Consider the following 20,912-nt stretch of genomic DNA (forward strand, 5'->3'; position numbering starts at 1 on the left):
GACTGGTAGACATTCTGTCAGCATCTGGGCTCCCTGCTAAAAGCCATAGAACCTAAATGCATGGTCACCTTGCGTAACCAATAAGGCACAACTCATTGCAGCCAAATCAAACCTTGGAACGTGTGCAACAACGCAGAACACCTGAATGGGAACAACGGCCTGCTGCTCTCCCCTCAAATCGATAAGCTATTCGATCGTGGCTGGATTACCTTCACTGACACCGGCGACCTGCTGTGTGTTAAGTCCTGCATCGAGCGGGCCCTTCAGCAGTGGGGCATTCAGCTACCAATAAACGTCGGCCCCTTCAAACCCAAACAGAGCGAGTATCTCGCTTATCACAGAAGCGAAATTTATAGATCTGACCCAAGCGCGCAGTAAAAATCTGGCTGGCATAAACTTCAATGCAGATGAAAAAAGGGAGGCTCAGCCTCCCTTTGCTTACTCTCCGCTTACTTCACTACCACCAAACTTATTTGGTTGCCGGCGCTACTTTAACTGCCGGTGCCTTGGCATGATGCTTGGTTTGATGATGCTGCTTCTTGACTACCTTGGTCTGGACCGCTTGCGGTGCCGCAGCCTTGGCTGGGGTAGCCGCCATGGTGAAACCAGAGGTCAGGGCGAAAACTGCAGCTACTGCCAGGGGGATGATTTTTTTCATGGTCTCAATCCTTATTGGGTGATGGAGCCGTTCTCCATGACTTCATCCTACGACTGGGTTCAGCAAACTTCCGTGTGTAGTTGGTGACGGTTTGTATCCGAATGTACGTCCCCAAAACAATTACTAATTAAGACCTCGAATCTCCAGTAGTCAAAATAGAAATTTGATCTAGATTCACATTAATGTTTTTTAAATCTGGAAATGAAAACTGACTCAGATCAAAGCTAGTTTTTATTCATAGCAAAAAACAAACCTCGACTCACAAAACCAGACATACCTACCAATATCATATTGACCCCGCTCCCTCACATTTTTAAATTCAGGGCACTGAAAACAATAATAACAGTGACCTCTGATGGGAGTTATATATGAGTAAGTTAGTAATTCCAGCTATTTTACTGGCCAGTTCAACTCTGGCTTACGCAGACTCAGACACAGACACAATGATAAACGGCTTGGATTTTGGCCCCCTCGCCCAGTTGGCAGGAACATGGAAAAGCACTGATACAGGTGGTGTAGATGTTGCGCCAGGGCAGGAAGGAAGCAAGGTAGGCAAAGGTGGCCCTGCTGTAGAGCCATTCTATGAAACGATTACCTTCGAACCTGCTGCAGATGCGAAGAATGCCAGTGAGCAGTACCTTGTAGCGATGTACTACAAGCAGGAGGTATTCAGAAAAAGGGATAATGGAAAATTCCACGATCAACGTGGCTACCTTATCTATGACAAGAAAAATCAAGTTGTCTATAACTCATACTGCATTCCTCGTGCAGTTTGTGTTGTGACCGAAGGCAAAGCTGGCAACAAGATTGACTTCAAAACAGGGAAGCGCGGCATTGCTGAAAGCACCTATATGACAGCCAATGACACGACGACAGACTTTACATTAACGCTCGATTTCTCAGAAAAAGACAAACTCAAGTACAACCAAACCACTAGCTTGCAGGTCTATGGCAAGCCATTTGCCCACTCTGATAGTGGTTCACTCACCAGAGTAAAATAGTATGACTGGCCAAGGTGATCAGCACCTTGGTCTTTTTACTCTACGAAATGACGATTACAGCAAGTCAGCCCTAAGCTCCACCTCATCACTCGCCCAATGGGTATTCAGTACATTTGCGTACCATAGTGTCAGAACGACATCCATCTGATTGTTGTGCTTCAGTGTGGCTGCAGCATCACAAGCACTAATGACCTCTTGCCATAAATCATCAGGGTTAATCGGTGTAGCTTTGTCTTTAGAAGAAAGGATATCAAGGGCAGTGGTGACATACATCTTAGTCTTTGCGGCTGCATCATAATAGATTGGCATGATACAGCTAATCGCACTCAAACTGCATAGGGTCAGAAATGTAACCTTAGGGTTGTTTTTGAACTTTTTAACGCCTAGGTCTTCTCCGAATGCTTCGAACATCGCCATATCCCAAGCACTGACATGGTCATAATTGTTCTGCACCATTAGGTGTACTGCTCGCAATGCAGCACCGCCATACTTCCCATATATGATCATAAAGCCCCCTGTTTTTCGCTATGATAAATTACATCCATAGAGACCGGGCTGTATAAATTCCTATTGCGATTATCTAATTACTCTATTGCTGATTTGCAAACCATTAACTGAAACGTGAATTGATTTAGATCAATTTAAAGAGCTACTAAATATAGATATTCCGGCTCTGCACCCGACTCAATATGTTCCCAAGCAAGCACTGAAGCCGCCAAGACAACGGCTCACTCAATCACCAAGGCATTCTCGCCACAAGCTCTTTGAGCCTGCCCACGACCTTCTCATCTTTATTGGCTGGGATAAGCCCGAGGATGAGTTGGCTTACATACCTTGGCCGGCTTCAGTAGCCCCATGGGCTCTCTGACAACCTTGGTCACCCGAACCATTGGCATCACCTGGGCCTTCGTATCTTTGCGATACACGTCTCGCGTTTAGCTTCTGCAGTGACAGGGGATGAGTGATTAGCTTTCGGATCATCCGGGCTGCCATGGGAAGGGAAATAACACCATACAGAACTGCTATCTATTATTTAGCTCAGAATTAAAACAGCAACGAAATATTGAAAACAACCCAAAATAGATAGTTAACACGGTAATAATCGAACAAATGTAGGCAACTGTATTAGGAAATCCTAACCCCCACCCAAAGAAAAATGCCAAGCCGTGGACATAAGAACCCATGTCAATTTTATCTAGAAGAGATGCATTATCTGGCTCCCCAGAAGTAGCTACCATTAATAGTAGAAACGAAATCAAAGCACAGAGTAAAGACAATATATTTCTTTTCATTTATTAGCACACCTCACATTACTTTCATGGTTAATTTATAACGGTATTCTGGTCGGATTCATATTGTATAAGCAAGGTGTTTTTCTTTCTCACCCTCACTGTACTTTCCCAACCTCATACTTACAATCTATAAGGCACACGCATTGACATCTCTAGATTATATTAATTTTTTACCAAACACTGGCGTTTTAGATGAAGTTTAATACACATACATTTAAGCCAAACCAGCAACAACTTTATTATACTCCTTCTTTTTGGGCGCAACGACAGTAGAATGGCAGCATGAGGATCATCACCTTTTAGCCAATGATGATGAGTGTACATATGGTTGTTCATTATACTCTCCTACTTTGGTATTTCCGCATAATGAACAAAAAAATGATGTAGAAAAATTGAAGAAGTGATAAAAGAAATTTCACCTTTTTCGAGAGAGCACGATGAACCAAAGGCATCGCTTACTACAACTTGAGAGTACATTAGGTCCCTATGGTGAGGGAGACATTACTCTTGCTGAGTTGGAAAAAATCTTCTGCTGTTCTCGGCGAAATATTCAATTGATACTCGCGGCACTGGTTGAGGAAGGCTGGATTCACTGGTCACCGGGCCGCGGAAGAGGTAACCGCTCCCATATTACGTTACGACATGCTTATCGTCAGCTCACATACCAAGAAGCTCTTGATGCCTGCCAGTCCGGCCAACTGGATCTGGCGATGACTTTACTTGGCGAAATTGGGGCTGAGCACAACTTTTCTGACTTGCTCAGTCAGATGGTCCAACAACGCAATTGTGTAGATGGCATCATCATTCCCGTATCGTGTCCAATTGTCGAGCTTGATCCAATGGTGGCTACCACAAGCAGTGATCTACACATCATTGAACACCTCTATGATGGACTGCTTGAGGTTTCTCCGTCAGATGGCTCCCTACGTCCTGGGTTGGCGCATCACTGGGAAGAACAAGAAGACGGATATTGTTGGTACTTCTGGATCCGAAGTGGTATTCGCTTTCACGATGGATCCCAACTAGATGCTAATGATGTCGTTCGCACGCTTAATCGACTAAGCCACCCATCAAGCCAGCAGTACACACTCTATATGCACATCAGCAGTGTTGTGGCTCTCTCTCCGTTAAAAGTAGAAATCCGTCTCACCACTCCTGATCCTTTTTTACTGCAACTCCTTGCTAACCCGCGTAGTAAGATCGTTGCCTGTGACGGCACCAGTGACCCGCTTGGCCGTTTCACCTTTTTTGGTACTGGTCCATTCAAGTTGCAACAACGCAGCACCCATCATCTGATTCTGAGACGACATGAATACTATTGGGGGGTGTTGCCGCAGTTGGAGCAAATTGAAATCTGGCATCTGCCACCATCAGAGCGTTCGCCCAGTCTCTGGCTTCACTCCAAGGTAGAGCAGCCACTCCTGCCTAATGAAGTCCATCAGCCCCATGAAACGGCAGGCTGTCTCTATCTCATCTTTCATCATCTGAGCCCTCTCTGGGATGATGACAAGCTTCGTTGCGCAATCTGGCATCATCTAGAACAAGACCGACGCCACGTGATGGACATGGTGCCGGCATATTCAATATTTCCTAGTGGCTACATACTGCCACCAATTAACCCCGATCCACCCCATAGACTGCAGCTTGATCACCCCCTGCGCATCTTAGCTTCGGACATTGATAGCCAACGATCCCAAAGGGATTGGCTAGCGCATAGCTTGGCTAAGCTCGGGATTGAGTGTAAGTGGCATCTTATTCCTGTATCAGGAATCGACAGAGCCGCTCAAGAAGACGTCGATCTAGTACTACTGGGTGAGGTCCTTGATAGCAGTGGAGAATGGGGGTTATTTGAACTGCTGCTTTCCAGCGTTGGCGTGACTATGGCTTTGGGCCATAAACAACACAAACAAATGGCACAGACCTTAAGAGCTCACCTCTCCCACTGTCGACCGGAAGAACGTCTTAGTCTCGTTCTACAGCAGGAAACACAACTCTGTCACCAATACAGGTACCTTCCTTTATTTCGTCAGGTCGAACATGTCACTTTTGACTCACGCTTGAAGGGGGTAGTTGTAAACCCTCAGGGCTATTGTTCCTTCAAACATCTCTGGCTTGATGCTCCAGAACTGGGAGTTAATATCTGTCCCCCCAACTGAATAGTCCTAATTTGGGGGCATGTGGAGAACCAGTTTCTTCAGTTTCTCTATAACTACATCATCTTTAGGATTAGGAAGCACCGCAACTTTTGGGCACTTCGGTGGCCCCATGGGCTCTCTGACAACCTTGGTCACCCGCACCATCAGCATCGACTGGGCCTTCGTGTCATTTGCGATACACGTCTCACGTTTAGCCTCTGCAGTGACCCGGGGATGGGTGATTAGCTTTCGGATCATCCGGGTGGCCATGGGAAGGGAAATGTTGAACTCGTCGCAAAGATGCAGGCTGGTGATAAACCGGTCCTGCTGGAGCGCCCAAGTAGCGATCTTTTCAAATAGCTCTGCTGTTGACATCCATGCCCTCTTAAGTAGGAAGCTATCTTGCTCCAGCTATCGTTATCCCTCTTGCCTACCCCGCCATTCACTGACCATCTCGTCCGTTATCTCTTCCTTGTAGCAGATCGGCGCATAGCCACCGGCCCTGCTCCAGGCGCTGCGTTTGCCACAACGGCTGCCGTTCCTGGCATAGTTGTATGGGCACGGACAGTTCCCAGGGTAGCTCTCGATGGACTCTTGGATAATCTGCTGCTTCACCTGCTCATCTACAAGCTTGGCGTCAGGCACTTGCTCCTTGGCGCTGGCGGCACATCCGATGCTCAACAGAGCCAGTAACAGTAATCGTTTCACAACCGATCCTATCTAGTTCTCTTATGAATACCACTGGTTCTACCATATCGTTAATTAATAATTAACCCACTATTGATTAATTAATGATTTGCATCAAAAACATGCCTGATATCACAGAGTTAGCGGATAAATCGCTCAACTTTAAGAGATTCGATTGGTAAGCTATTCGACTGATGCCCATGTCTCACTCAGGGCCTTAGGATGGTGATCTTCAATGCCGTCAGACAACTGGTCAAAAGCAGCAATCTGGGGGCTGTAACTTAGGGGCGGTAGCGAATCCAACGCGTAGAGATCCCTCCCCCACAACAACAGCATCAGAACGACTCGGTGCTAACAACTGACAAGGATAGACGAGCTGATGATAGATGTTTGCCTGATACCCTTCATTGGTGCTCTGCCTATCTATTAAATTCAGAGTTTTAAACTATGCATTTCCACACCACGTGCGGTGAACTCTCACTCAAGCTCCTTCATGCCACCCCATCACAAAACTCATCACACCCAGACCTGCAAGTTGAAATATCAGCAACCGTGGGTGCCTATTCGGTACAAGGGTTAAAAGCATGGCTTGAGTGGCCTGAGATTGAGGCTTTTATATTGGATCTCACAGTCTTGGTTAGGGAGCTCAAAGGCGAGGCGAAACTCATTGCTATGTCACGGGAGGACTTCCAGCTTGAGCTCTCAAACCTAGATGAACTGGGCCACTTTGGGCTCAATTTCACCGTAGGATCACAGTATCTAGCAGGTAATGGTCATTTCAAATGTGGCCTGCAAGCAGGCTTTGAAGTTGAACTAAGTGACCTTGAATTATCGCTTCAGTGGTTTGATGCCGTGATCGGCCCCGAGGGGTAGTGCTTGACTCAGGTATTGCAAGCCATGAATCAGGCCCTCCCCGACCACAACAGCATCAGATGGACTCGATGCAAACAACCGACAAGGAGAACCCAATGGGTGAATGGTCAGATTATTTTGAGGATTTTCCTGAACAGAACCCGGCAAACTGGATAAACGGAGGATTAAATCCTCTTTTGGCTCAGAAATCAACACCGTGATCATGAAGGCGTGGTTCGGCGCTAAGAAAAATAATTCGCACTTATCAAATAGCACTCTCAGCACGATGTTCTGATAAACGGAAGGTTCACTTTCCATACAGAAAGTACATGCATGAATTGAGATTCACCTCTATCAGCTTAATATATAATAATTGAATGCAATATATAAACAGATGGGATACCAATATGAATGCTCCAGCAAAAATAGCGGAAGAGCAAAACAAAAAAACACCCCTTCAAACACCTTTAATTCAAAATATAAAGTCAAAAAAGGCTAGAAATTTAATTAGAGGTATAAGTGATGGTGAGAATTATATAATTGCAAAAAATGCTTTAAGTAAAATAAAACTGTGCAGCAGTAAATCTGATTTCAAAAAATCGGTTTTATTTATCAAAACAAACCCTTTATTTTTAGGAAATCCCATTGGACAGTTATTAAATGAAACATGTCCGAAGGGAATTCCAGATAAAATAGAGTTTAGCTTAGAGGAAATATCCCAGCAAATAAACTCCTGCTCCAATGAATTGATTAGCATTTTAGAAAAGTCGATAGAACTCATTCATTTATTAAAAGAGAACAAGTTAAACAGTTCGCTTGATAAATGCTTTGATATAGTTGAATGCCGAGGTGTATCGATATTTCTAATTCGAATGATATCATTTATAACAGTAAGATACCAAACCCTTGAACTCGAAAACAAAGAAACATTAGATAAAATTGAGTCGCTCAAAACTAAAATATCACTATCAAATTCACCAATAATTGAAGAGTCAATTAATCAATTAAGCAACCTTAGAACATCACATCTCGCAATACACAAAAAAATCAATGAGATGGAAAGTACCCACTCATACATTGAAATAGTAAAATCATTTGTCAGACCTATACCAGATAACAACCAAGACTTTATTAACAAACTTAATGGTTACTTTTCATTTTCTGTTTTGGATGCTTTTTTATACTTAAAAACAATCAACGAACTGCATCTTGATTTTATCGAAAACAAATGCGATACATCAGCGGATCTGAATAGACTATTCGACACTATCAAAAATGTCGATTTTATACCAGAAAAGATGTACAAGAAGATTAATGAGGATTCCGGCTATCATTATCTTAGGGAAAGTTTCCTATTCATTGAGCAAACAAAAGCATTCAAATTTTTAGCGATACATGGTCATTACTATTCTGACATAAAAAGTAAAAAGAAAAGCTCTTTATATTCAAAAAGATTGCTTAATGAATATTTCAAGGGGATAAATTCATTATCCGACATTCGATGTTCAGAAATGAAGACTGTAGCATTAAATAGAGACGTCTATGATAGCACTCTCTGTGGAATGCTAGAAAACTCAAATGCATTAGTACATATTATTAATAAGTGTGAAGGCGATATAAGTGGCAATGATGAGGTGTTATTTGTTAAGTTGATGTCATACACACGAGATATAGGTGAAATTTGTGAGCCAGAATATCTTGAGCGAATCGCATCATCAGCTACAGAGCTATCACTTAAATTAGTAATACGTTGCCTCATATCAATTAACAATAAGAAACAATATGCAGAATACGAGCTACGAAACACCATTCAGGAATGCTGCATAAATGAATTTAACAGAGATCTTAACTCGCTATTTAAATATCTTTTTGAGCTTTCCCCAGCAGTTGCTGAACACTTTCTTTTAATTTGTAATGAAACGTTTTTAATAACTCTATTTCATCTTGTTGAAAAGCCTGTAGATGCACTAAAAATGAGAGCAGATATGCTTCATTGGTTCGGTGAGGCTACAAACAATGAGCGATACCTAGACCGAGCAAAAACTTTAAGAATTGACATCCAAATTAATAAAGAAAGAGATACGATCGATGACTCAAGAATATATGTAGACCCATTTAAATACAGCCAATGGTTTGAAGATAACATGGTTAGCAAACTAACTATGGCTATCGATAATCTCATGATAAGCAACAACAGAGGGTTGACTTTAGATTGGGATAAAAAAAATCGAGGTGTTGGTGCGACTGAGACAATTATTGATCATTTACTCGAGTGCTATAATGAATTTTGCAATAATAGCATGTTTGGTATTGCATCTTATTTGGGGCGTAGAATACGACACGGAACATTCCGTGGCACAGCAATAACTGAGCTCTCAGATTTATCCAAGAAAGATGAGTACAAGGCTCTATTTGATGACAAGGAGTTCAAGGGTAAGTTCGATTCATGGCTTAAAAATTATGAAGCAATGATCGGTCGATTAGAAAAGACTTACCTCCAAATTAAACAAAGGAAAAAACCATATGGCATTATAACTACAGATATTGACTCGCCTTATAAAAAGACACACGCAGACCAATTAGTATATGATATTCTCAGTGTTTACTCTTCAAAAATTGGTGTTGCTAGATTGCCATCCCTTATCATTGATTATTGTTGGCGACTTGTCGAAATAGACTTAAGGGCTACGAGAAAATTATTAAGTGAGATGAAATCGATCCATGGCGTATTTTCTTACCTACCTAGAGTTGCTAGTGACAGCCGCAAAAGAAGATACTCAAAATTCAGTCGTGAAATAAATCTTGTTGTCAGTAAGAAATTCACATTAATGTCATCTTGGTTTAACAAGCCATCTTATGCGTCGCCTTCAACGGACATTTATTTGTTGTTTAGAGCTGTAATTTCAGAGGTAAAAGGAAACGTTAGTCATTTCGACCCCAAATACTCTATTGAAGACCTAAGCTTTCCTATAGTTGGGGGAACATACTATGTAATTTACGATGCGCTTTATGTCTTAATACATAATGCGGCCATACATGGTAAACTTGATGGCGAAATAATATTCGACGTGAGAAAGCCAGATGAAAGAAATGCTCTTTTAATTACACTGACCACTGAGTTATCTTTAAGAGAAACATATACCGAAACGAAAAATAAAATTGAAGCGGCACTTGCAGATCAAGATGATGACGCACATATTGTAGAGGGAAATAGTGGAATTAAGAAACTGAAAAAAATGGAGAGAGATGGTAGCATAAGCAATATACAATACCATATAGATCCTAACAAGTCCGCTTTGATATTCGAATTTAATTTTGAGTTGACCAGTCGAGGTAAATATGAAAATCCTGATTGTTGAGGATGATGAGCACAAGTCTTCTCAAATAGTTGACTTGATAAATATGGAATCAACTGAATTTGAGTCAACCATTGTTGACAACGTTTCCTCTGCAGTCTCATTCCTAAAGAATATTATTCCAGACAAAATAATTCTTGATATGTCTCTTCCTAGCCACAAGGCTTTACCTGGACAAGGAGCACCAGCACCGTTACCAACAGGAGGCATTGAAGTATTATTTGAACTAAAAAAGAGAAAGCTTGAACAAATGCCTATATTAATACTAACACAATATCATGAAATTGAAATTGAAGGCGAGCCATATCCTGTTGAAAATTCAGCTCGGGCATTTGAGGAAGAGTATGGCTTCAGAACAATAGATGCATGCTATTATGACAATGTTGATCAAATGATTTGGAAAAAACGAACAATTGAATTTTTGAGGTCATAAATGAAAATCCTTTTAATAGAAGATGACATTAACAAAAGAACTGCAATTGAAGAAGTTATTTTGTCTAAGCTCGCTCCCAAAGTACCGGCACCTGAAATCACTTATGCAATGGATCTGGCTGTAGCTAGAAGGACACTGTGCTCAGATACTTTTGATTTAATTATTTTCGACATGCTTCTTCCAGAGTCTAGCGCTTCAGTACAAGCCATAGATTGCTCTGAAGATTTGATAAATGAATTTTCAGCTAGTCGAAATTATAAAACTGAGGCAATTGCTCTTACGCAATTTGAAGTCAGTGAACTACGTAATATTCGTTCATTCAATTCCGCGGGGATTACCGTTGTCACTTATGATTTGTCAAATAAATGGGTCTCTGCGCTTTCAAATAAATTAGAACGAGTAGTGCAAAATGTTAAATATGACTTCTTAATATTCTGTGCTTTACCAAAGGAAAGGAGTGCCTTTAATAACACAAATTTAAAATTAGGTGAAGTCAGAAAAATTTCAGGCATGGACTGTTTAGAGGTCAGCATTGATAGATTTCATGGCCTGATAATAAAGCCGCAAAGAATGGGATTGGTTAATATGGCAATCATTGCGACAAAAGCCATTGAACTTTTTCAACCTAAAATAGTAGCAATGAGTGGTATATGCGCAGGAGTGAAAGGAAGCTCGAATTATCTTGATGTTATTGTCGGGAGCACTTGTTGGGAATATCAAACAGGAAAGTGGAAGGATGGTGAGTTTAAGCAAGAGCCATACCAAGTAACACTACAGCATGATTTTAGCATTGATTTATGCCAGTCTACAGAAGACGTAAAGCTCATGGACTATATTCGGAGCGGCCTCTATTATAAAGAATTAAAGGACTTTAAAGTTACTGTAGCGCCAATATCTTCCGGCTCAGCTGTTATCGCTGACGAAAATATCATGAGGGAAATAGGTAATCAGCAAAGAAAAATGGCAGCACTAGAAATGGAAATGTATTCTCTATATGAAGCTGCGATTCAATCACTATGCAAACCATTATATTTTGGGGCAAAATCAGTTGTAGATCTAGGTGATACCATTAAGAATGATGACTACCACGAACCAGCTTGTATATTATCTGCTAGATACGTGGAATCAATGCTTTATAAGAAACTGAATGAGTTATCTCTATAGTAATATCCCTTCTTATATATCTGTCTATTTTATCCAACTCGGCCAGGTGGTACCACCTGGCTATTTCTTTTAACGAAATAAAAGCACAATGTCTTATTACTACGCTTCCACTATAACTCGTTGTAATATCAACCATCAGGTCTCTGCTACTGCTCAAAACTGTATATCGCAAATGCCTCCCCTGAGTTGATAGTACTTAAGCCTTCTCCCCCCCTCAACAGCTCAACTTCCTCCACCACTTGCTCGGTAGGCGTATCGACAACCAACCAGTGCCCTGCCCCGCGCAGGCAATCCGTGTGCCCCAATGCCGAAACCTCATCTGCCACCTCCAGCACTACACGCTCGGCACACCAGCCCATAACGGCCGGGTAGACCACCACCCTGCAGAATTTCGCGGCCTTGACTGCGGCGATCACATCTTGGTTGAACATCCTCAAAGCCCCCCTGTGATGATGTAACCACGCTCTCGACGGTCGGCGAGGATCCTCTCCATCTCAACCTTCACCGCCTCACAAGTAACTTCGCCGTCACGTTTTAGCACGATCACAGTCGCCTCCATCTCGCACGCTCCTATGGAGAACAGGAGCTGGCGTGGCTCAGGAGGCAATCTGCGCAGTATCTCTGCCCTCACTTCTGCTGGGCGCGGTGCAAACTGGCGCTCGATGTCGGCAGCCATATCAAGCACCACCTCCCTGATCTGGGCGGGAGTGAACCCACGCAACACACCTCCCCAGGCAAGTACTACGCCGCGGGCATTCGCATCCAGGTAGTTCGCACTTGCCGGCCAGCTGCCAGCCATCATCGGCAACAGCTCCTCTGCCATAAACGCCGCCATACGGTCGCTCACTAATGGCCGTTCCAGCATCCCTGGCAGTGTTGTCACGTTAGAGGGGCGTGTTGTCGTCATAGAACCCCCTCCCCGACTCTCTGAGTGTCTGTGCTGCGTTCTGGGCCGCCTGCAGGTTAGCCAATGGCTTTCGCTGTGCTGCCGTCCTAAACGAGCTGGCAGCGCGACGCACCCAGTTTCGCCATGTTTTCTCCCAATCCAGCTTGGTTGCTTTGGCCCCTGGCAGTGACTGCCAGTAATCGGCAAACGTAGCGGCCTCGAGGAGGATCCGCTCTCGTGGCCATCCAGTTTCTTGGCTGGCCCACCTGCCCCACTCTGCAGGTAGGAACCAGTCATTCGGCAAACGAGTTCCTCGTCGTGGAGCTGAGCTTTCGGCAGCGCGCTCCCCTTGGGGGGATATAGGGGGGATCTTTGGATCAATGACTGGATCTAAAGAGTGACTGATTCTATGTGCAGCTCCTGCACTATGAGTCTGTGCAACTCCTGCACATGCTATGTGCATCTCTTGCACATCTGGATGTGCAGGAGATTCACCATCAAGTGTCAGCATGTAGACATTTGACCTCTTCCCATTGGGGCCTCTTCTGGCCTCCTTAATCAAAAGGCCCGCCGCGCAGAGCGCATCGATATGACTGATCACTGAGCGACGCGAAATCTCACATTGGTCAGCGATATGTTGATGCGAAGGCCAGCACTCGCCGGTGTCACTGGCGTTGTCTGCCAATTTGATAAGCACCAGTTTACGTAGCGGATTACCCACTTTGATGTTCATCGCTTTAACCATCAGCAGCATGCTCATAGCTCAGTCCTCCGATGTGTCTTGCTTTCCCGAAAGAGGACGAACTGCACTATGCAGCCGAAAATGGACGCAAATTTAGGTAATAGTGAGCCCCCAAGGGCTTTGATTGACTTGGTCATGGTCGGGTCCTGATTTTAAAAATGCCCAGTGGTCAGCTGGGCAACAGTTGAGAGTTATGCGCTACCTTGCTTCTCCGCACGTTCAACTTGGTAGGCCATTAGCTGGCGCGACAGGCGTAAAGCAGTCCTGTCTGTACCAGCTGCCTGCGCAATGGTGATCGACGAGTCATCCTCCAGAAATAACGCCAATTCGTGCATGACGGATTTCAGGATGATGTTGTCACGCTCATCCACATGCTTCGGGGCCGGGCGTGTCAGTCTTGCTACGGTAGACATGGTCTTATCTCCCTAAAACAACATTGATTAGTCCAATCAGCTTCTGTACCGGCGTCTTGCGCCGCTCTTCTTCGTATACGGCCTCATCTTCAGAGGTAAACGTGAGCAGGCCGCGCTCAGGTAACCCCTCCCCCTTCAAGATCTCCTCAACTGTGACCGGCGGGTACCCCTGCTCGATAAGAGCCAGGTTCGCCCTTTTCACGGCCCTAGCCAGGATCTGCGGCTCATATTTAGATATGGTGTTGAGCAGGATCAGCAATGAAGTGCGGGCAAATGCGGTCTCTGTCATGCCGAACTCGGCACTAACTTCTCTCCACATATGGCGCTGGGCAGGTGTAGCACGTGTCCTTAAAGGCGATAGCGTGTCGAGCTTTTGGTGATCAGGAAGTGCTTCTCTTCCCATGCGGTAAGCCCTCTCGTTGTAATGCGGCAGATCAATAATCAGGCGGCTCGCTGGCCTGAAACTTCCAAAGTCTTACTTAAGGGGTAATCCTCCAGCCCAAGACGCAGCTCGCCATTACTGGCTATAACAAAACTAACCGCATGCTGAGCTGGGATGACCTCCCCCCATTTCACTGCGAGACTGCGCGAGATACCTATAGCCTTCATAGCTCGAGCCATACTGCCAAAATACTTAATCACAGCTTCTTTCTTCATGGGCCAGCTCCTTGTCTATAAACAAACCAACGTTCACCATCGTAAACGCCATAAGTTAAGTATTCAACAACCAATGAGAACACCTCACGTCATAAAATTTGTTCACCATTGAAAACTCACAGTAGGCGGCATGAAACCTTCATTTAATGAACGAGTCCGGGCTAGGATGGAAGATCAAGGCCTTAGCGTGTCAGAGATTGCTCGACGTGCAGGTATATCTAAATCTTTAGTGTCGAATCTACTGAGTAATCCTCTGAAAGACGTTCGGGTTTCTACGTTATTCGGTCTAGCAAAGGCTCTTTCAGTAGATCCGATCGAGTTATATACCGGGCGCCCTTCCATCGAGGTAGTTAACGACTTGGTGAACAGTGTTTACCGAGTGCCCGTGTTCTCTATCGATGAAGTGTTGCTGCACCCGACGGACTCTCTCCCATTGGTAAGTGCCGACAAAACGCTGCTCACAGAAATGCCAGGGGCACTGATAGGCGTAGAAGCGCCAAACAATCAGCTATCCAAGCAAGGGATAGTGCAGGGAGATGTGTGCTTAATTGACTTAGGAATCAATGCTGTTGAGGCAGATGCCATATTGCTGGTTCAAATCTCTCGGGCTAACCAAGCTAAACTTCTTCGCGCCATACCAGCAATAGAAGGATGGGTCTTTGGTGTGGATGACGAACGCCTTCCCGTTATTGCGTCAAAAGATGTAATTGTTCTAGGGAGAATGGTGGAACGTAGAGGTTGAGCTAGCTGACACGTCCCTCCCTTAGCAACCGTTCTTTTGCAAACCCGCCTAGGCGGGTTTTTTATTTTGATGAAGTTCACGATCATGGATTGACTAAACGTTCTCGATCGATAACAATTATTTTCGTCAACTATCGAGAACAGTCTGGTGATGAACTTTAGGTTTAACCACTACCGAAGATCTGCTCATACATGCGTAGTTGAAAGGAACTTTAAGTATCGGCAATCAGGACCCGCCCCTAACCAGGGCAGAAGTGAAGCGCCTGACCAGCGCGTAAGAACGACAAAGCCCGCGCAGGGCGGGCTTTGAAGGACTGAGGGGACCAACCCTCAATCGGAATGCCGGGGGACCAACCCCAGCAATCAGGACCCCGACCAGCCAAAGCTTGCGGGAATTAGCGAGGACCACCTCGCCAATGGGAGTAAATGTACCATGACCAAGCGCATTTTTTCCAGGGCCGCCAAACGAGCAGACCAGCTCATAACCCTCATTGCAGACCGCCTGAATGGCAATGCAACACGCCGCCGAGCCATCAAGCAACGCCTCCATTTGGCAATGCTTGCCTCAGAGCAACACCGCCTCGTTGCTGTTCGTGCAACCCAGCTGCGAACAGCCCATGTACCCAAACCCAACCTACTCCTCCACTGGCGAACTGATTACCGCCGTAACGCTGTATAGCCAGGGGTTGGCGCTTCCCTCATAGCGCCATAGCCAAAGCCTTTTTTCCAAGCACCGCAAGGATGCTTTGGCTTCGCTCACGCCAGATTCGGCCAAGCGGGCTCTTTAACAACCAGGTATGGGCTGTCACCACTCGAAATTTGCTGGCCCGGCAGATCCCCATACAACCGTTGGAACCGGAATGTGGGGCTGGAAGGTGACGAGTTGCCTCCTGAAATCAGGAGGCATCCCAGAATATTCCATAGAGTATTCTGGGATGCCAAACTCAAAAATGCGCCTGCTCAAGGCAGGCGCATCAGGTTTAAAGGTCAGTCTACGTACTCGCAGTTACAGCTGCTGTAGTCCAGATTCTTACCCGTGTATACGTGGCATGATTTCTCATGCGTATTGTTTTTATAGAGCCGCACCGTCAGGTGGGTCTTTTTATCTGTCGGGGTCTCATGAGGTCCAGCGACAACCATCGCACCAGACTTGTCTCCGGCCATGTTGCTGTAGGCCGCAACGGTCTTGCACTGCATGACCACGTTCGCTGCGGCTTTCTTGCTCATTGGCTTGGTGGCTGGCGCGCTCCAATTTGGAGAAAAATCCAAATATGAGGCCAACGCACTTTGAGAACACACCATCAACATGACAGTGATGACTGCAGAGATAATTGATTTCATCCTTGCAGACCTCATTTTGCCATTGCCGCAGCTTTCAATGCCTGCGAAGTGACGTAGGCAGAGATATCGCGGACGTTGGCACCAAAGACAACGGGATTTCCCGCCGGGAGCGAGGTTTTCACCGTCATCTGACCTTTATCGTTAAAGGTCACATCAGTGTCATGGCCACCGCTGGCGCTGGCTGAGAAGAACGGCCATATGCCCCCTTTGGCTTGTGTTTTGATCGAGGTCTGCTCCTCGGAGCTGTAGGTGGCATCGGAGGTCATGACGATATCGATACCGTCAACGATGACCAATCCTTCGATGATCCGCTGGAGGTTACCGTCCGGGCCAAACGTGCTCGCCCAGGTCATCGGGTTGCCCGCAGACCAGGCCGTATCTCCTCCCTTGTAGGCGTAGTTCAGGAAGGCAGAGCTGTACCAGTCACCCGGTTTGAAGGTTTCCAAAGTGACAACATGTTGGAATGTTGCATCAATGGTCACTTCAGAACTGGTAAATTTGCTGGTTGTGCTGCTGTAGCTACCACCGCCCCCGAGGGAGAAGATATCAAAGAAGCCACTGACCCCACCTTTGGCCCAGGTAGTGGACACGTCGGATGACGAAGTCTTGCTGTCCATATGCACTGACTTCGTCGGACCGTGTGCCATCAGCCCACCGGTGATGTCATCGATCTTGATGTTGTACAGGGTGTCTTTCTTGGGATCGAACGGATGGTCAGCATCGCTATTGGCGTAATACTTCGACGATGCAGCGTTCACCACATTGTGGACGTCCTTGTTCATGATTGAGATGGCAGACGTTGCCACGTTGTCCGGCAAGTTCTGACCAGCCCAGAGCGCAAACACTCCCGGCCAACCGCCAGCATCTTTCAGAGCAGATGCTGTGACAGTTTTTTTGTAGTCCATCCAGTCGCTCAGGTTGTCACCCATCACCCGCTTGAAGTCATCGCTGATCGGTGAAATGACCGCACTGAACAAACCACCGTAGTCCTGGTAGAAGCTGTTGAGCGAGCCCAACGACAATACCGATGTCAGAGCCTTGGGCGGGATCGAGTCGATCAACTGCCAGAATGCACTGGTGGTATAGGGCAACTGCGCACCCGCCTGCAGAAGCATGAACGAAGACTTGTCCAGACCCAAGCCATCAACAGCAGCCAGGTACCACATGTCTTGCAAAGTCGCTACAGCCTTGTCTACTTCAGCCATTTTCAAACTCCTTTTGGATTGTTTGCTGCGGTGAAATACCGCCCGAGAAAACTAGCTGGAGTAAATAGGCCCCTCTAGTGATAGATCTATCAGTAGAGGGGTTTTAGCTTTGACACTACCCAGTTCAATCAGGTGAGAAACAACAAGATAGACCCACTCAGCATCTCTCACCTTGGGTGATCCTGGTCTCAAAATTCCGTTTTCATGTCCCTTGGCAACCGAGGGGCGATTTTCCCAGCCCATTCAGACCTATCTGTAAGCATCTGTATTGAATCAACTTTTATTTAGTGGGTCACAGATCTGACCTCCTACCATCTGGCGAGCAAAAAGCGCCATCTCCTCCAACCGTGTTTGTAAACCAACCAAGGACATCACCATGAAAAATCACTCCGACCAATCCAACACAACCATCACCCAGCTCAACGACGAATGCCGAAAGCGCTTACGTACCCTGCGTGAAAACATGGGGCTGAGCCGCCCCAAGTTCGCGGACTTACTGGGGATCCCCCCAACCACACTGAAGAACTACGAACTGAACTACCGGGAGATCGGTGGTGGGGCCTTGTTACTGATTGCCCAGCATCCTGGGTTGTCGGTTCACTTCCATTGGCTGACCACTGGTCAAGGCAACCCTCCCCCCGAGACCAAGTCAGAAGCGAAAAGAGCTGAGGCGCCAAACCTTATCCAGTGAATTGAGCGCCTATAGGCATTGCGCTGATGACCACAGCGCATATCAACACCCCGACCAAAGCAGAGGACCTACAACGTGCAAGCTGAAATAACTGATGTCGAAAATTTCGTACCAATCGCCCCGGCTATATACCGAAAGTTACCGAGCGAGGTTTATCACGGCAGTAAGGGCGAATCGAAAAGCAGTTTGGACTTGGCGCTGATCTCCGGCCAGCACTACCGCTACTACAAGATCGACGGCAATCCCCAGAAAGAGACCATCCCGTTTCGTGAAGGGAAGATCCTGCACAAGATCGTACTTGAGTTTGCTGATTTTGAAAGCGAGTACGCCATCGAGCCGCAGTGGCCAGAGGACGCCTACGCTGGCGCCGAGCAGATGAAAGCCACCATAGAAGCCTACAACGCATCCCTTGAGAAGCGCCCGGACCAACAAGAGCTGGTCGATGCTATCGAAGCATACAACCGGCAGCTAAGCCCCCCTGTTGAGCTGGGAACGAGCCTTGCGGATGCAGAAGTGGCTTACTGCCAACTGTCCGATGAGTTCCAAACTCTCGGGGAAGATGACAAGCGAACCGCGACGGCCCTGAGAGCATGTGTCAGGGCCTATAACGACAGCTTGCCTAAGCCACTCAAGACCAAAGGTAGTTACCAGGCTGTGCTGGAAAGCTACGCCCAGATTGGCCCTAAAGAGCTGGAGCGGGCCAAGCATATTAGCACCCTGCCAGACCCTCTCCCCTTGAGCGGTACCAAGGCAGAAATGGCAGAGCGGATCCGCAGTTTTAACCCGGCAGCCAAATTCCTGGATGAGATGAAGGAGCAGTTCCGCGAGGCGGCCGGTGAACGGACGATCGTCACCCACAACGAGTACATCCATGCCCTGCGCTACCGTGAAGCGGTGTTTAACCACCCTGAAGCCGCGGTATTGCTCGACGAAGGTGAGGCTGAGACCAGTATCTACTGGCACCATCCAGAAACGGGTGAACTGCTGAAGTGCCGGCCCGACTGGAAGCGGCCAGACCATGTGCTGGTTGACCTGAAATTCGTCCGCAGCGCCAGCGCTGCTGGATTTGCTCGCGACGCTTCAGCCCACAACTACCACATACAGGATGGCCACTACACCGACGGGTATGAAGCTGTCACCGGTCATCCGGCAACCCTCATCTTCATCGCGGTTGAGAAAGATGGACCACTGGGCCAGGACGTCTACAAACCCATCATGGTCGGCGTCTACTACTACGGCCAAGAAGACCGGCGCCGTGGCCTCGAGCTGCGAGACATGGCCCTGCGCAACATCATCACCTGGCGAGAACGCGACTACTACCCGGGCCACGATGGTATGGGGGAAATCGCGGTACCGCCGTATCAAGCCGCTGCAGAGCGCCATCGCATCGACCTCGAAGAGCCTTTCGTCCCAACTCTGGTTGAAGCCCAGGAACCGGCTGAAGAGCTTCCCGCAAACCTCTTTTAAGGAACCTCGATATGCAAACCACTGTATCGACTCAGACCACCGCCCCGGTGCTGGCCAACGAACGGGGCCAGGCCAACATACTGAACCTCATGATGAATGCCGACTTCATGGCGAGTGTCGACAAGCTGGCGGCACTGATGGCAAGCGGCAAAGCGACCATTCCCCAACACCTGCAGGGCAACCATGCGGACTGCTTTGCCATCTGCCTGCAAGCGCTGCAGTGGGGTATGAACCCCTTCCCTGTAGCCCAAAAGACCCACCTTGTGGGTGGTACCCTGGGATATGAAGCGCAGCTCGTCAACGCCGTTGTCGTCAACTCAGGGGTGATCAAGGGACGCTTTGACTATGAGTTTTTTGGACCGTGGGAGCAGGTTCTCGGTAAGTTCAAAGAGGTCCCGAGCAAAGACCCAGCGAAAAAAGGCGTAACGTACCGCTCACCAGACTGGACCTTTGCCGACGAGAAAGGCTGTGGCGTGATAATCAGTGCAACCCTCACCAGCGGTGAAGTCCGCACGCTCAAGTTATTCCTGCAGCAGGCAAGAACCCGCAACTCAACGCTCTGGGCAGATGACCCGAAGCAGCAGTTGGCTTATCTGGGAGTGAAACGCTGGGCTCGCCTCCATACCCCGGACGTCATCATGGGCGTCTACTCGGTAGACGAGCTGGAGGAGCGTGAAATCAACCCGGACTTCACCCCTCGAGGCCCTGATGATGGCAATAAGTCGGCGACCGATAAGCTTGCAGAAAGAGCCGCAGCCATGCGCGCCAAGCAGCAGGATCAAGCCAAAGCCGGCAGCGTTATCGAAGGAGAAGTAGAACAGATAGTCCCCACTGAAGAACTCGTGGACCCTCTTCCAGAAACAGCAGTAGTTGACCCGGAGATCGCCGATCAACTGGCGGAAGCCCTGTTCAAACTCGATATCTCCGAATCGGCTAAAGAACTGCGGGCGGCCTTGGACGAAATCTCCCTGCTTGGGGAAAAGCTCACTGAAGAGCAGAAATCCCAAGCCAATGAGATTTACCGCAAAAACCTCGCCCGCCTAGGACTCGATAAGAAACGAGCTGCCTAACCCCGATACGAAAGTCGGGTTCAGCCTGGCTCTACAGTAGAGTCGCTAAGGGCTACAGCCTGATACCCCCAAACCATCCACTGCTGGCCTCACAGAAACGGTGGATAAGTCAGAGGTTATA

The 20,912-nt window shown here is 47.0% G+C and carries 23 protein-coding genes; 11 read left to right on the forward strand and 12 right to left on the reverse strand.

Annotation, left to right across the window (positions count from 1 at the left end):
- The first annotated feature begins 105 nt into the window (after window positions 1–105).
- On the forward strand, window positions 106–378 hold the full coding sequence (locus NOM67_RS21730; protein ID WP_370689158.1) for an HNH endonuclease: 273 nt from the start codon (window positions 106–108) through the stop codon (window positions 376–378).
- Between the two features lie 91 nt (window positions 379–469).
- On the opposite strand, the gene NOM67_RS04690 is transcribed toward NOM67_RS21730, so the two are convergent.
- Window positions 470–658 carry a hypothetical protein gene (locus NOM67_RS04690; RefSeq protein WP_208736227.1) on the reverse strand — a complete coding sequence of 63 codons (189 nt, stop codon included), beginning with the start codon at window positions 656–658 and terminating at the stop codon, window positions 470–472.
- A 368-nt stretch (window positions 659–1,026) separates the two neighbouring features.
- On the opposite strand from NOM67_RS04690, the gene NOM67_RS04695 reads away from it, so the two are divergent.
- Window positions 1,027–1,659 carry a heme-binding beta-barrel domain-containing protein gene (locus NOM67_RS04695; protein ID WP_255934262.1) on the forward strand — a complete coding sequence of 211 codons (633 nt, stop codon included), beginning with the start codon at window positions 1,027–1,029 and terminating at the stop codon, window positions 1,657–1,659.
- A 54-nt stretch (window positions 1,660–1,713) separates the two neighbouring features.
- On the opposite strand, the gene NOM67_RS04700 is transcribed toward NOM67_RS04695, so the two are convergent.
- Window positions 1,714–2,166 (reverse strand): hypothetical protein, encoded by a 453-nt coding sequence (locus tag NOM67_RS04700; protein WP_255934263.1) that lies wholly within the window; start codon window positions 2,164–2,166, stop codon window positions 1,714–1,716.
- A gap of 1,222 nt (window positions 2,167–3,388) precedes the next feature.
- Here NOM67_RS04700 and NOM67_RS04705 point away from each other — a divergent pair.
- A complete protein-coding gene (locus NOM67_RS04705) occupies window positions 3,389–5,107 on the forward strand; it encodes an ABC transporter substrate-binding protein (protein WP_255934264.1) in 1,719 nt (572 codons plus the stop codon).
- A gap of 6 nt (window positions 5,108–5,113) precedes the next feature.
- On the opposite strand, the gene NOM67_RS04710 is transcribed toward NOM67_RS04705, so the two are convergent.
- Together NOM67_RS04710 and NOM67_RS04715 are read right to left on the reverse strand one after the other, a co-directional pair.
- A complete protein-coding gene (locus NOM67_RS04710) occupies window positions 5,114–5,461 on the reverse strand; it encodes a hypothetical protein (RefSeq protein ID WP_255934265.1) in 348 nt (115 codons plus the stop codon).
- Window positions 5,462–5,503: 42 nt separating this feature from the next.
- Entirely contained in the window at window positions 5,504–5,794 is a 291-nt protein-coding gene (locus tag NOM67_RS04715; RefSeq protein ID WP_255934267.1) for a hypothetical protein, read from the reverse strand.
- Between the two features lie 426 nt (window positions 5,795–6,220).
- Between NOM67_RS04715 and NOM67_RS04720 the strand changes: the two genes are divergently transcribed.
- From NOM67_RS04720 to NOM67_RS04735, 4 genes are all read left to right on the forward strand, one after another.
- Entirely contained in the window at window positions 6,221–6,646 is a 426-nt protein-coding gene (locus NOM67_RS04720) for a hypothetical protein (protein WP_255934269.1), read from the forward strand.
- A gap of 386 nt (window positions 6,647–7,032) precedes the next feature.
- The gene (locus NOM67_RS04725; protein ID WP_255934271.1) at window positions 7,033–9,984 is read left to right on the forward strand and encodes a hypothetical protein; all 2,952 of its coding nucleotides are present in this window, start codon (window positions 7,033–7,035) and stop codon (window positions 9,982–9,984) included.
- Window positions 9,965–10,414 (forward strand): response regulator, encoded by a 450-nt coding sequence (locus tag NOM67_RS04730; RefSeq protein WP_255934273.1) that lies wholly within the window; start codon window positions 9,965–9,967, stop codon window positions 10,412–10,414. The genes NOM67_RS04725 and NOM67_RS04730 overlap by 20 nt, the downstream gene beginning before the upstream one ends.
- Complete coding sequence (locus tag NOM67_RS04735; RefSeq protein WP_255934275.1) at window positions 10,415–11,578, forward strand: hypothetical protein; 1,164 nt, start codon at window positions 10,415–10,417, stop codon at window positions 11,576–11,578.
- Between the two features lie 146 nt (window positions 11,579–11,724).
- On the opposite strand, the gene NOM67_RS04740 is transcribed toward NOM67_RS04735, so the two are convergent.
- The 6 genes from NOM67_RS04740 to NOM67_RS04765 form a co-directional block, all read right to left on the reverse strand.
- Window positions 11,725–12,009, reverse strand: coding sequence for a hypothetical protein (locus NOM67_RS04740; protein WP_255934277.1), 285 nt, complete (start codon window positions 12,007–12,009; stop codon window positions 11,725–11,727).
- 2 nt (window positions 12,010–12,011) lie between these two features.
- A complete protein-coding gene (locus tag NOM67_RS04745) occupies window positions 12,012–12,485 on the reverse strand; it encodes a hypothetical protein (protein WP_255934279.1) in 474 nt (157 codons plus the stop codon).
- Window positions 12,463–13,224, reverse strand: coding sequence for a helix-turn-helix domain-containing protein (locus NOM67_RS04750; RefSeq protein ID WP_370689137.1), 762 nt, complete (start codon window positions 13,222–13,224; stop codon window positions 12,463–12,465). The genes NOM67_RS04745 and NOM67_RS04750 overlap by 23 nt, the downstream gene beginning before the upstream one ends.
- Before the next feature lie 173 nt (window positions 13,225–13,397).
- Window positions 13,398–13,619: a hypothetical protein gene (locus tag NOM67_RS04755; protein ID WP_069529464.1), complete on the reverse strand. Its 222-nt coding sequence runs from the start codon at window positions 13,617–13,619 to the stop codon at window positions 13,398–13,400.
- Between the two features lie 4 nt (window positions 13,620–13,623).
- On the reverse strand, window positions 13,624–14,022 hold the full coding sequence (locus NOM67_RS04760; protein WP_255934283.1) for a hypothetical protein: 399 nt from the start codon (window positions 14,020–14,022) through the stop codon (window positions 13,624–13,626).
- Window positions 14,023–14,060: 38 nt separating this feature from the next.
- Window positions 14,061–14,276 carry a Cro/CI family transcriptional regulator gene (locus NOM67_RS04765; RefSeq protein ID WP_255934284.1) on the reverse strand — a complete coding sequence of 72 codons (216 nt, stop codon included), beginning with the start codon at window positions 14,274–14,276 and terminating at the stop codon, window positions 14,061–14,063.
- A gap of 166 nt (window positions 14,277–14,442) precedes the next feature.
- Here NOM67_RS04765 and NOM67_RS04770 point away from each other — a divergent pair, with 166 nt between their 5' ends.
- Window positions 14,443–15,018 carry a helix-turn-helix transcriptional regulator gene (locus NOM67_RS04770; protein WP_208736216.1) on the forward strand — a complete coding sequence of 192 codons (576 nt, stop codon included), beginning with the start codon at window positions 14,443–14,445 and terminating at the stop codon, window positions 15,016–15,018.
- A 986-nt stretch (window positions 15,019–16,004) separates the two neighbouring features.
- On the opposite strand, the gene NOM67_RS04775 is transcribed toward NOM67_RS04770, so the two are convergent.
- Together NOM67_RS04775 and NOM67_RS04780 are read right to left on the reverse strand one after the other, a co-directional pair.
- Complete coding sequence (locus NOM67_RS04775) at window positions 16,005–16,358, reverse strand: hypothetical protein (protein WP_139476953.1); 354 nt, start codon at window positions 16,356–16,358, stop codon at window positions 16,005–16,007.
- 11 nt (window positions 16,359–16,369) lie between these two features.
- Window positions 16,370–17,563 carry a hypothetical protein gene (locus NOM67_RS04780; RefSeq protein ID WP_255934285.1) on the reverse strand — a complete coding sequence of 398 codons (1,194 nt, stop codon included), beginning with the start codon at window positions 17,561–17,563 and terminating at the stop codon, window positions 16,370–16,372.
- Window positions 17,564–17,939: 376 nt separating this feature from the next.
- Between NOM67_RS04780 and NOM67_RS04785 the strand changes: the two genes are divergently transcribed.
- The 3 genes from NOM67_RS04785 (at window position 17,940) to NOM67_RS04795 (ending at window position 20,791) form a co-directional block, all read left to right on the forward strand.
- Entirely contained in the window at window positions 17,940–18,254 is a 315-nt protein-coding gene (locus NOM67_RS04785; RefSeq protein ID WP_255934286.1) for a helix-turn-helix domain-containing protein, read from the forward strand.
- 75 nt (window positions 18,255–18,329) lie between these two features.
- A complete protein-coding gene (locus tag NOM67_RS21735) occupies window positions 18,330–19,721 on the forward strand; it encodes a PD-(D/E)XK nuclease-like domain-containing protein (protein ID WP_255934287.1) in 1,392 nt (463 codons plus the stop codon).
- A gap of 11 nt (window positions 19,722–19,732) precedes the next feature.
- Entirely contained in the window at window positions 19,733–20,791 is a 1,059-nt protein-coding gene (locus tag NOM67_RS04795; protein WP_255934288.1) for a RecT family recombinase, read from the forward strand.
- Window positions 20,792–20,912 lie beyond the last annotated feature (121 nt).

Source organism: Aeromonas sp. SG16, assembly GCF_024436135.1.
Classification (GTDB): Bacteria; Pseudomonadota; Gammaproteobacteria; order Enterobacterales; family Aeromonadaceae; genus Aeromonas; species Aeromonas jandaei.